Source organism: Virgibacillus sp. Bac330 (assembly GCF_003667845.1).
Lineage (GTDB): Bacteria > Bacillota > Bacilli > Bacillales > Amphibacillaceae > Virgibacillus > Virgibacillus chiguensis.
Genome location: NZ_CP033048.1, coordinates 135,814 through 148,416, shown reverse-complemented (window position 1 = coordinate 148,416; position 12,603 = coordinate 135,814). Strand labels below are relative to the sequence as shown.

The following is a 12,603-nucleotide window of genomic DNA, read 5'->3' as shown; positions in this document are numbered from 1 at the left end:
TTGTCAGAGCTGCGGTTCCGTCCTCTTCCACGAGGCGAGCAAGTTTTCTACGTTTACGAGCGCTTTTTTGCACAGGGCGAGCGATTTCTTGACGAACAGGAGCGATTTCTGCGCAAGGGCGAGCGAGTTTTCTACGTTCATGAGCGACTTTTTGCACGGGAGGAGCGCTTTGCCGACGAACGGGAGCGGTTTACGCACGAGGAGGAGCGCTTTTTCGACGAACGTGAGCGAGTTACGCACGTGGAGGAGCGCTTTTCGACGGTCATGAGCGGTTTACGCATGAGGAGGAGCGCTTTTCGACGGGCATGAGCGAGTTACGCACGTGGAGGAGCGTTTTTTCCGACGGGCAAGAGCGAGTTACGCACGTGGAGGAGCGTTTTTCGACGAACGTGAGCGAGTTACGCACGTGGAGGAGCGTTTTTCGACGGTAGGAGCGAGATTCCGCGCGAGGAGGAGCGCTTTGCCGACGGGCATGAGCGGTTTACGCACGAGGAGGAGCGCTTTTCGATGGTCATGAGCGAGTTACGCACGAGGAGGAGCGCTTCTCCGACGGACGGGAGCGGTTTACGCACGAGGAGGAGCGCTTCTCCGACGGACGGGAGCGGTTTACGCACGAGGAGGAGCGCTTTTTCGACGAACGTGAGCGAGTTACGCACGTGGAGGAGCGCTTTTCCGATGGGCAAGAGCGGGGTACGCATGAGGAGGAGCGCTTTTCCGACGGGCAAGAGCGGGGTACGCATGAGGAGGAGCGCTTTTTCGACGAACGTGAGCGAGTTACGCACGTGGAGGAGCGCTTTTCGACGGTCATGAGCGAGTTACGCATGAGGAGGAGCGCTTTTCGACGGTCATGAGCGAGTTACGCACGTGGAGGAGCGTTTTTCGACGAACGTGAGCGAGTTACGCACGTGGAGGAGCGTTTTTCGACGAACGTGAGCGAGTTACGCACGTGGAGGAGCGCTTTTCCGATGGGCAAGAGCGGGGTACGCATGAGGAGGAGCGCTTTTCCGACGGGCAAGAGCGGGTTACGCATGAGGAGGAGCGTTTTTCGATGGTCATGAGCGAGTTACGCATGAGGAGGAGCGTTTCTCCGACGAGCAGGAGCGGTTTACGCACGTGGAGGAGCGTTTTTCGATGGTCATGAGCGGATTCCGCACGAGGAGGAGCGCTTCTCCGACGGACGGGAGCGGATTACGCACGAGGAGGAGCGCTTCTCCGACGGGCAAGAGCGCTTTTCCGACGGCAGGAGCGGATTACGCACGAGGAGGAGCGCATTACTGACGGACAGGAGTGGATTCCGCGCGCGGGGCGAACGACTTTTAAATCCGAACCGTTGAAGTAGCTTATTTTTTTCATTATACTTAATAGATACGAAGGGAGATTATAAAATGGAACAACAAAAGAAGCTAACTCCTCATGTTTTTTCTATTTTGAAAGATAAAATTCAGCGGATAGATAATGGTGACGAAGCAATATATTTAGTTGGGCCAATTCAACTCCCTGTGAATTTACACGGAGAGACAAGCCTATTTCATTGGTATTGTTGGCTGAACGCTGAAGTAGTTACGAATGATTATCAATCTATTATTGAGAAATTATCCTCTGCAAATTTAGCTGATTCGCAGCAATCCAGTGTTTTAGTTTATGGTGATTTCGGTAAAGCAGATAATGCGCTTGTGCGGATGCATTCGATATGCCATACTGGGGATATTTTCGGTAGCAAGCGTTGCGATTGTGGATTTCAATTAAGGGAAGCCATGTTGCGTATAAAAGAAAATGGTTCAGGTGCGCTGTTTTATTTGGCCAATCATGAAGGCAGAGGTATTGGACTGTTTAGTAAAGCAATGGCCTATATCTTGCAAGAAAATGGCTACGATACAGTCGAAGCTAATGAAAGCTTAGGCTTTGTAAATGATTCCAGAAATTACATGGACGCGCTTCGTGTGTTAAAACAGTTACGTCAAAAACCTGTAACCGTTATTACCAACAACCCTGAAAAACTGGACGCTTTTAACGAAGCAGGTGTGCCTATACACGGTAGGACTCCACTATGGGGGGATATATCAGAGTACAATCGTAACTATTTACAAACAAAAGTGACAAAGTCTGGACATTATCAACCAGAAGGAGCTTTATTACGATGACCACAGATGCATTTTATATGAACATAGCTTTGAATCATGCTCGTGCTATGAAAGGACAAACAGATCCCAACCCGTTAGTCGGTTGTGTCATTGTTCATCATAGTCGGATCGTTGGCATTGGTGCGCATTTAAAAGCAGGAGAAGCCCATGCAGAAATACACGCTTTGCGTATGGCAGGCGAACAAGCTCGTGGAAGCACGTTGTATGTTACATTAGAACCTTGCTCGCACCATGGTCGGACAGGACCATGCGCTGAAGCGATCGTTCAGGCAGGTGTTAAAAAAGTAATCATTGCCACGTTAGATCCAAACCCAATGGTATGTGGAAATGGGGCTTCTATTTTAAAAACAGCGGGTATTGATGTAGAAATTGGTGTTTGCGGAGAAGAAGCACGCAAAATGAATGAAGTTTTCAATACATTTATGGAACAAAAAAGACCATTTATTACCTTAAAAACAGGCATTACGATGGACGGGAAAGTAGCCACACATACGTCTCATAGCAAATGGATTACATCGGAGGAAGCACGAAAAGATGTTCATCAATTACGCCACGAACATGTAGCTATTTTAACGGGAATAAATACCGTTTTAAAAGATGATCCTGCGCTGACAGCCCGTATTCCAAATGGACGAAACCCAATTCGTATTGTGATGGATTCAACATTGAAAATACCACTGCATTACCAACTCATTCAAGATAAGCAAGCAGAAACATGGATTTTCACAACGTCCATTCATGATATCGAAAAGCGAAACGCATTAGAAGCAGAAGGAATAAAAGTTATTGTAACAAATGATTCTCAGGTGATAGATCCTTGTAACATTGTGACCTATTTAGGAGAACAAGGCATTTCTTCTTTACTTTTAGAAGCAGGCGGCACCATCAACGCCGCTTTCTTGGAACGCAAGCTCATAGATAAATTCATTCTATACATGGCACCAAAGGTAATTGGCGGCAAAAATGCACCTACTTTTTTGGAAGGGGCTGGAGTTGAAACAATGGAAGAAGCCATTGAATTCACCGACGTATCCATTGAAAAAATAGGCAAAGATATAAAATGGACAGCATATCCACTATATAAATAACAGCTCTAAAATAACTCAACAGCAAGGCATGTTTTACACTTGCTGTTTTTTATTGAACTTAGCTTAACCACTTATTCAATTCTCCATCTTTAGAAAAATGTTAAGTGGGATTCGTAGCCTTAGAAGAACGCTGTTTCTTATAAAAATCAGTAAGTAAAGGGCTTTCTTTCATCTCCCACTGATTGTTCGTACAGAAAGAAAAACTTAGCATGTCGCCAAATCTTATGGCGAAAAAACGCTACGTTTTTGTTATACTAATAAACTTTTACAGTTGCTGAACGATTGGAGGACTTAGATGTTGCTGTTATCTTCCATTGAAACTTTCCCAGTTCGTAGCGTAGCTTCCAGGGGTCTTGCACAGCACTTTGAATTTGGAAAAAACTCGCCTGCAAGTATCATTCATAGTATGTAGTGGCTCCCAACGTGCGATACAAGGCGATTACCTAAACGATTAAAAGCAAGTATTCTTCTTCCCTATCGCACAGAGAGGGATGTAAATTTCCTAAAGAAGGAATTATATTTACAGATGTAATGCTTCACATTGATTTTATAGCTATAATAGATTTTAGATATTAATGTAAAAGTATGGAAAGTAGCCGAACAAGAAATGTGGTGATAACCATTCCGTACACATTATAAACTAGAGGAGCATCTATCTTGAGCAACAAATTAACTCGTTTTCTAAGGAGAAAAAAATATTTTTTATCCATTACTATTCTTTTCCTCATCTTATTGTCTGGTTCACGCTTTTTATGGACGAACGTTTTCCAATCGCAAGAACAGCTATCTATTAAAAATGGGCAATTAGATTTACGAGATTGGGATGCTACCAGTGATGACATTCTTTTATTAGATGGAAAATGGAAATTTTATCCACAATCTCTAATCACAGGGGAAGAACCTTCACAGTTAACGAAAACACCAAAAACAATACAAGTTCCAGGTGAATGGAATGAAGCCTTACAATCTCCATATGGATTCGGTACCTACCGGTTGCAAGTACAAGTAGATCCTAACCAAGATATCAATTACAGTATGCGCGTTTCTAGCATACGAAGTGCTTCTAAAATCTTTGTGAATGGGCGACTCATCGATGAATCTGGACAAGTAGGCAAAGAGAAAGAAACATATCTATCTAAAAACCTCCCTTATTCAGCTACGTTTACAGCAGATGAAAACGGGAAGGTTGATATTTGGGTACAGGCAGCAAATTTTACGGACAAACGAAGTAGTGGGATTGTTCGTTCGATGAAGTTCGGTTCAGAAGACGCCATTTTAACAGACATTAAATTTTCCTATACGATGCAGATTGCTTCAGCCATTGTATTTCTAGTCCATGTAGTATATGCCCTGTTACTATATTTCCTTGGAAACAGAGAAAAAAGATTACTATTCTTCTCCATTCTAGTATTTAGCGCGATGATGGGAAGTTTATTAAGTAGTGATGAAAAATTATTTCACCAATTCATTTATATGGGACAGGAATGGGATTTTCGCTTAGCAAACACTCTACTACTCCTTGCTTTTTATGCTTTGATAAACTGTACCGAGCATCGAACTTTACCGTATTGGCAACGAATCTATCCTATTTACGCTATTATGTTGCTTTGTACGGCAGGGATAACATTATTTTTAAATGTGACACAAATTATATCCCTTTTTCCGGTTTATTTTTTATTTATTGGAATCGCAACAATCATTTCTGTAATAGCCATTTGGCGTCAATTTACAAGCGATCCAAAAGTAAATGTTTTGTTGCTCTTTTCATTAACCGCATTAACCCACCATTTTATCTGGACTATTATTTGGAGAGAAAGCGGCGTTACTGTACCGCATTATCCATTTGATCTGTTTATTGCCATGGGGTGTTTTGCTAGTGTATGGTTTAAAGATTATTTTAAAATGTACGCTGATACGAAAAAATTGGCGTCCAGATTGCAGCGTATGAATGAACATAAGGATCAGTTTTTAGCAAATACGTCGCATGAATTTAAAAATCCGCTCCACGGCATCTTAAATATGTCGCAAGCAATCTTAGAGAGAGAGCAATTCTCTTTACAACAAAGAAGCGTCAAAGAACTGGAAACTATTTTATCCGTTGGGCGTAGAATGGACTTCATTCTCAATGATTTGCTTGACGTAACCAGTCTTAAACAAGGGAGTTATCGATTAAAAAAAGAACCTATTTCCATTACTTCCATTATTGCAGGAGTCAATGACATGCTAAGATTCACCATAGAAGGGAAACCGATTAAAATTGTTCAACACATACCACAGGATTTCCCCAGCGTATTTGCAGATGAGAACCGAGTTATTCAAATCGTCTTTAATTTACTCCACAATGCGGTGAAATACACAAATGAAGGACAAATTACGATCCATGCATATGTCGAAGGTGAAAAAGCCATCATTTCCATTACAGACACGGGGATTGGTATGGGCAAAGAAATGTTAACACGACTATTTCAACCTTATGAACAAGCGAACGCAAAAGAAACTAGAATTGAAGGCGGATTTGGACTTGGATTAAGCATAACGAAACAATTGGTTGAGCTTCACGGTGGGACATTAGAAGTGGATTCCACTTTAGGTAAAGGATCTACATTTACTTTTTCCTTAGAGCTAGCAAATGCTCAAGAAGTAGATTCATTTTACCAAGAAACACAAACGTTCTTGGACCAAACGACCTATTTTCACACGGAGTCTTCTGCCCTTCAAACGGAAACTGCTTCAACAACGGAAGCTAAAAGAAAAAATAACCCAACAGCTAGACAAGCAAACATTTTAATAGTGGATGATGATCCAGTTAATTTAGAAGTAATGAAAACAATTCTCCACCAAGAAAATTATAGGATTACTACTGTAATGAATGGACAGCAAGCTCTTGCCATTTTGAATGAGAAAGAATGGGATCTCATTATTTCCGATGTGATGATGCCACAAATGTCTGGTTATGAGCTCACAGAAAGGATTCGCAAACAATATTCTTTAACCGAACTGCCTATTCTTTTATTAACAGCACGAAGAAAGACAGATGATATACGTAGCGGTTTTCTAGCTGGAGCAAATGACTATGTAACAAAACCGGTGGAAGCGATGGAAATCAGATCCCGAATTGAAACATTAACGAGCATAAAACAAGCTGCTCAGGAACAACTACGATTAGAAACGGCTTGGTTACAAGCACAGATTCAACCGCATTTTTTATTTAATACATTGAATGCCATAGCTAGTTTAAGCATCATTGACGTTGAAAAAATGCAAGATTTACTAAATGAATTTAGCCATTTTCTTAGAAATAAGTTCAAATTTAAAAATATGAATGAATTAATTCCGCTTGAAGAAGAATTGAAAATGGTCCGCTCATATTTGTACATTGAACAAGTAAGGTTTTCAGACAGGCTACAAGTGGATTGGGATATAGATACACATGAAGAGATTAAAGTTCCTTTTCTGACTATCCAACCTCTCATAGAGAACGCCATCCGTCACGGCATTATGAATCGCGTTCAAGGTGGAACTATTTGGATAAGAGTTAAAAACTATGCAACGTATGTAGAAATATCCATAGAGGACAATGGAGTCGGCATAGATGAAGCAAAGTTAGCCCATATTTTATCTAAACAATCGGCTAGTAAATCAGGAGTTGGGCTTGTCAACACAGACTTACGCTTAAAGCGGTTCTTTGGAGAAGGCCTATCCATCGCTAGTATACTTGGAGAAAGTACGATTGTATCTTTTCAAATAAAGAAGGAACAGACAGAAAACCAAACTATTTACGATTGAACGATTAGAAAAACTTGGCTTGTCGCCGCCAAGTCTTATGGCGAAAGGCGGAGTTTTTCTTATACTATGAACCTTTAACTTTTATGCTTTCCTACAGTGCAAAAAAGCCTGAAGTCGTGAAACATTCAGGCTTTTTCGTTCACATCAAGCACCAACGATAAGAATAAATACCTTCATGAACTGTTTTAATTTAATCCCTGCCCCTCTTTTACATATGCCTCTAAAAAGCGGTAATGATGAATCTCATTATACACATTCTCTGTTAAAACCCTGTCAAATCGAACCTTATCCAGATCACGAATTGGAACATCCGAACGTTTTTCTAAGCCGTTTAAGGCATACTGTACTTGTAGTAAAAACGAGTTTAATTCTTGTAAAAATGCCCGCTCTTGTCCATTTAACCGTCCATCTTCTAAAAATGGCGGAATGAATTGACCTTTATGTTTTGTACCTCTTTCTATGTAGTTGGCTGCTGCGCCTACACTGTTTGAAACGCCACCTTCTGAGAAAAAATAATAAGGAACTCTACGTAACATAAAATCTATTCTAGTAAGTTGGTTTAAAATAGAAACCATACTATCTATTAGCTTGTTCCCTTCAGGGTCATGCGTTAAAAGGAATTCTAAGCTATCGATTGTCTCGTCGACTTCATAATAAAAATCCGTAAATAAGTATGCGAATTGTTGCTCTTCTTCTTTTATGGTTTGATAATAGCGATAGTTAAAAAAAATACTAAGCAGAAAAACACAAAAGAAAAGGTAAACTCCTATTTTTTTAAAGCGAGTCAATTTTATTCACCATCTTTTTTGAAAAATTGGCTAGCAAATACTATACGAAAGCAAACAAAGAGTTTTAATCTATTTTAGAATAAATAGCACGAACCGCCTGTTCAACAAAAATTTAATTAGTTTCGTCATAACATATTACTTACAACGCTTCACAATACGTGATTATACTAAGAATATGTGTCAATTTTTCCTCCGCATAGTTATTAAACTCTATATTTCAAACAATCAATTAATGTACATTTTTACTGGGGATTAATACAACAATCATTTTATAAACGTACAAGCGAAATATAACTAGTGACTGTACGAACAACACTAAGTTTTTCGTTACCCCCGAGATCAGCCTTCTCCAAGAAGCCGTTCGCATCTTTCCTCCTCTAGCTTAAGCATATTAACTGTCTCTATATCCGGACTGCAAAACATCTCTTCACGCGATGCGAAATTAAAAAACTACCGCACTACCGTTTTCTTTCCTGAAATTTTCTATTATAAACCAAAACCTGCCAAAAAAGCAGGATATTATCGAGAACTCTTTCTTAGCTTCTGATCTGTTAAAAAGACCACCCGCTAAGCGGGTGGAATTAGATGTTATAAATGTCTCATCATAGTTCTTCTCTCTAAAGTAACATTTTCCTAAATAACGCATCTTTGTAATTTTGTTTTTTTATCAATGACTTATTTTAAAGGAAAACCCTAATATCATTATAAATTTGCAGCCACATTTGTTTTAAATGACCATGTTAAGTTTATATATCCAGAAGGAGAATGAATTTCACTGACGAGGTTAACATGTGCCTCTTCATCTTCAAAATGGCGCTTTTCTAAAGAACCTGCTGAGGCACGATATACCTTGCCATCATGCATTTTTATCTGTTCTTCATAGGTACTACCAATAAATTTTTCCCTGTTTCCTAATTTATCACTCTTTGATCTTTTCAGCGTTTTCCACAAATCAACCACTTTATCTCCATAAGGGACTAGTCCAACAAAATAACCGATAAGATTGTTGCTACTTTTGCTTAAATTTAGCCCATTTAAAGTCTGAGCTATATAAACATTTTTATCCTTTAATTTTCCTTGTGCGATTTGAAGATCCTGTAATGATAACCCCCATCCATAATAAATAACATTTATATCCTTAGTGTGGTGATCATATTCAATAATCATACCATGCTTATTAGTGAATGCGATTTCAAAATTATTTTTCTCTTCATTATACCAACCTTGAAAACCATTCTCTTGCTGAAACATTGTTATTTGAGTGAGGGTTTTATCCAATTGTTGTGCACTTTTCGCATAATAATTCCAACCAACGTCCGAACCAAAATTAGTATATTTTTTCCAATCAGAACCTTTAAAAAGAGATTCTGGTAAATCATAATCTGATAGATTGACATTATTATTAGACTTTTTTAAATCTGATAATAATCTGTTGAGTTCACTAGTATTTAAAGGTATGTCTTCAAAACTATTAGTTATTGGCTGACTATTAACATGTTCCTTTCCATTTGTATTTGCAATTCCACTTTCCTCCACCTTTATTTCTTTTGGCAACAATTTTATCTTATCACTTTTATTATTTATATTTAACAAATAAATAGTCTTCTCAATAACCTCATCTTCACTTAATTTTTTTCTCTTTATTAAATTATGTGACCCTTTAAAAGCGTTCTCAAAAAACCCCTTGGAAATATCACTATTTATATGGATTATATTACCACTACCCTTTTCTTCTAAAATAAGACTTAGCTTTACGTAATTACCAATTTCTTCTTTTATACCTTGTTGTTCTTTTTCTATTTTAAACTGTAAAATATTATAATTTTCATTTGTGGATTTCATATCGCCAAGAATTACTTTCTTTGAATAAGGTGAATCGGATGATACAGGGTATAAATCCCCGCTCATAGCAACACTGAATTTTTTTCCATTTAAATCAAAAGTTCCATTACTAGTTACTTTTCCTTTATTTTGATGTATGCTTAAATTTTTCATTAATACTTTTTCATTATTCTTGTTGCTTTTATTTTTAAGTAATTCTCCTTCAACATTCTTTAGTATTATTTCTGGTGTTGATTGAGCTGAAATTGTACCTAAGTCCAATAGAAAACAAAAAAACAAAATTGGAAAAAAGATAATTAAAATATACTTTTTCATAACAAACGCCTCCTTAAAATTTTGTGACTTTTAACATTAATTTTCTTTTTAAACCTCCTCCCTTTATTTTAAATAAATTCTCTTTATATTTAATATTTTAACATTTATACTAAGTTTTATGTTTGAGAAAATTAGACTTATTTTCTGCATTATAAAATATTTTCAAATCAAATTTGACCTAAAACGACAAAAATTGCAGAAAAATGGAAAAAAAGTAAAAAAACGTTTAAAGTGACCTGCACTCAAATTTTTAACACCTCTCTAATAATTGGAGGTGCATTTTTTTATGGCTAAATTCACCAATGTTGAAAAAATACAAGCAGTCACTCACTATCAAAGTGGCGCATAACGCGTAAAGGCAACTGTCATGATAATGCTATTATTGAAAATTTCTTTGGCATTATGAAATCAGAATTTCTTTATTTAAATGAATTCGAAAGTATAGAGCATTTTAAACAAGATCTAGAAAAATATATAGAATACTATAACAACAAACGAATCAAGGCAAAACTAAAAGGCCTGAGCCCGGTACAATACCGAATTCAGACCTTAATAGCTGCTTAGTAAAATTATCTGTCTAATTTTATAGAGTCACCTCATTCAACGGGTGGTTTGACTCAGCCCTATAAGGGCATGTTACTAGCAACGCCTTAAAGGCGTAGTTTCGTAAGCTGGACTTTGTTCTTTATTGTTGATTTTATCTTCTAGAGAGTGTAAAAAGTTTTGTGTAAATGGATATTTTTCTAATAAGGAGATGATCATTTATGCAAGACTTTTGTCATGACAAAACCATTAAAGATTTGGTAAAAGAATGTCGTACTGTAGAAGATGTACAAGAGATGATGAAGCTTTTATTTAAGGATACCTTTCAACGGGTATTTGAAGCTGAATTAGAGGATGAACTGGGTTATCAGAAACATAGTACCACTGGCAATAACACTGGAAATCGCCGAAATGGGTATAGTAAGAAAATGTTAGAGTAAAATGTTTATGGGAGAACATACACCCCCGTCATAGGTGTTGAAGTCGGAAGAGTTCAACACCTATGACGGGGCCAGCAAGCGAAGCGCGGTAGTTCTACTGTCGTTTTAGATGAAAAAAAGGACCTTCTTTTGTATAGTTAAGTCTACGACAACATCAACTATAGAAAGAGATCCTCCATTGAAAGATATCATATCTACAATCACAATGAAAGAGTTAGAACAAATTACATACCGTGCATTACAGGAAAGTTTTTCCCAGGTGATGTCACAAACGCTTCAGGAATTAGAAGAAACCATTGCAACAACAAGGGATAAGAAAAGGTTTTATTTAAAGGATAAGAGAACGTTAAAATTTGAATCTGTCTTCAGGCTAGTCGAGCAATGGAAAAGCTTCTAGGCTACCCTGTAATCAGTCATGAAGGCATACGCCAGCAGTTGTTGAATACGGAGGTTGTGCCAGAGAAGTCTGTCCCGCTTGAGCAGGATGTCGTGTTCTTGGAAGTGGACGGGCTTTATACGAAAAGTCAAGAAAAAAATAAAAAAGGAAGGGAAATTAAAATTGCCAGTGTACATCAGGGCTGGGAAATGAATGGCAAGCGGGCAAAACTGATAGAAAAAAGACATTTTATTCATGAAGGAAAGCTGCCGTTCTGGGAAGAGTTTGAGCAATATTTAATGGCTACATACGAGTATGATCCGACCAAACACCATCTCGTTATAAACGGGGACGGGGCAAAGTGGATCACGTCCTGCCGCGACTATTTCCGAAGCAATGCCACCTTTGTCATTGATCGCTTTCATGTTGCCCGTGATGTACAACGGTTATTTAGGAAACATCCGAGATATCGAGCCATTCGAAAAAAACTGGCAAACTATGACTGGGAAGGCTTTATGGTGGAGTTGAATAGTGCAGTTGGTACGCTTGAAAATGATAAGAGGGAAGAACGGTTTGAAGAGTTAATAGCCCAGCTTTCTCAATATCCGGAAGCACTTGGAGACTACTGTGAGAAGCTGAGAAGCAAAGGTATAGACACCACAGGATTTCGCCCCACGAGAAGTGCAGAAGGAACGATGAGCGTGTTCGCCAGACGCCTTAAAAATGGGCGCAACTGGTGCGAAAACGGACTTGATAAATTTATCGACATTATGGTTGCCCTAAAAGATAATCTTGAGATTAAGACATTACAGGGTATGCTTCAACCGACAATGGAAATAGCAGAAAAAAGCAAGAAAGAGAAGCCACCTAAACACTTTGTAGAGAAGTTGAAGGACAGCGCTGCAGAAGCCGACCGGAACAACTTGGGTTATTTAAAAGGGGCTCTTGGGAAACCAGTTACGGCTGCTTTAAAAGGGTTGCGAGGCATTTGAAAAAAGCAAAAAAGCTTTAAAGAATAAAGGAAGGAAGAACTGAAATCGCTACCAAAAACTGAATCTAAAACCATGCAAAATAAGGGACTTTAAAAAATCTCCCACAAGTACTTGACTTAATCAAACACAATATGCTACATGCAATTCCACTTTGTATGTGATAAACTTGATTTATCCACTATGGATGTCCTCTTCTGCCCGACATTGGCTTGCGAAACCTTTGTCATTATAACAGAGGAGGACTTTTTTATCATACGTAAAGGTACTTCCGTTTCTGTTCTTCCACGCTTGC

The 12,603-nt window shown here is 38.5% G+C and carries 7 protein-coding genes and 2 pseudogenes; 7 read left to right on the top strand and 2 right to left on the bottom strand.

The window, feature by feature from the left end; translation table 11 throughout:
• Positions 1 to 1,385: 1,385 nt before the first annotated feature.
• From D9780_RS00630 to D9780_RS00620, 3 genes are all read left to right on the top strand, one after another.
• Positions 1,386 to 2,141 carry a GTP cyclohydrolase II gene (locus D9780_RS00630; RefSeq protein ID WP_121638902.1) on the top strand — a complete coding sequence of 252 codons (756 nt, stop codon included), beginning with the start codon at positions 1,386 to 1,388 and terminating at the stop codon, positions 2,139 to 2,141.
• Complete coding sequence (gene ribD / locus D9780_RS00625; protein ID WP_121638901.1) at positions 2,138 to 3,229, top strand: bifunctional diaminohydroxyphosphoribosylaminopyrimidine deaminase/5-amino-6-(5-phosphoribosylamino)uracil reductase RibD; 1,092 nt, start codon at positions 2,138 to 2,140, stop codon at positions 3,227 to 3,229. The genes D9780_RS00630 and ribD overlap by 4 nt, the downstream gene beginning before the upstream one ends.
• 657 nt (positions 3,230 to 3,886) lie before the next feature.
• On the top strand, positions 3,887 to 7,015 hold the full coding sequence (locus D9780_RS00620) for a hybrid sensor histidine kinase/response regulator (protein WP_121638900.1): 3,129 nt from the start codon (positions 3,887 to 3,889) through the stop codon (positions 7,013 to 7,015).
• Between the two features lie 185 nt (positions 7,016 to 7,200).
• Here the strand turns inward: D9780_RS00620 and D9780_RS00615 are convergent, their stop codons facing one another.
• Positions 7,201 to 7,803 carry a hypothetical protein gene (locus tag D9780_RS00615; protein ID WP_121638899.1) on the bottom strand — a complete coding sequence of 201 codons (603 nt, stop codon included), beginning with the start codon at positions 7,801 to 7,803 and terminating at the stop codon, positions 7,201 to 7,203.
• A 702-nt stretch (positions 7,804 to 8,505) separates the two neighbouring features.
• Positions 8,506 to 9,960, bottom strand: a complete 1,455-nt coding sequence (locus tag D9780_RS00610; RefSeq protein ID WP_121638898.1) for a hypothetical protein — start codon at positions 9,958 to 9,960, stop codon at positions 8,506 to 8,508.
• A gap of 345 nt (positions 9,961 to 10,305) precedes the next feature.
• Here D9780_RS00610 and D9780_RS00605 point away from each other — a divergent pair.
• The 4 genes and pseudogenes from D9780_RS00605 to D9780_RS00595 form a co-directional block, all read left to right on the top strand.
• Positions 10,306 to 10,524, top strand: a pseudogene (locus D9780_RS00605) (IS3 family transposase); the annotation flags it as partial.
• 200 nt (positions 10,525 to 10,724) lie between these two features.
• Positions 10,725 to 10,940: pseudogene (locus tag D9780_RS00600) on the top strand (transposase); the annotation flags it as partial.
• Positions 10,941 to 11,121: 181 nt separating this feature from the next.
• On the top strand, positions 11,122 to 11,340 hold the full coding sequence (locus tag D9780_RS21320) for a UPF0236 family transposase-like protein (protein ID WP_240458756.1): 219 nt from the start codon (positions 11,122 to 11,124) through the stop codon (positions 11,338 to 11,340).
• The gene (locus D9780_RS00595) at positions 11,325 to 12,311 is read left to right on the top strand and encodes an ISLre2 family transposase (RefSeq protein WP_240458755.1); all 987 of its coding nucleotides are present in this window, start codon (positions 11,325 to 11,327) and stop codon (positions 12,309 to 12,311) included. Before D9780_RS21320 ends, D9780_RS00595 begins: the two co-directional genes overlap by 16 nt.
• The last annotated feature ends 292 nt before the right edge of the window (positions 12,312 to 12,603 follow it).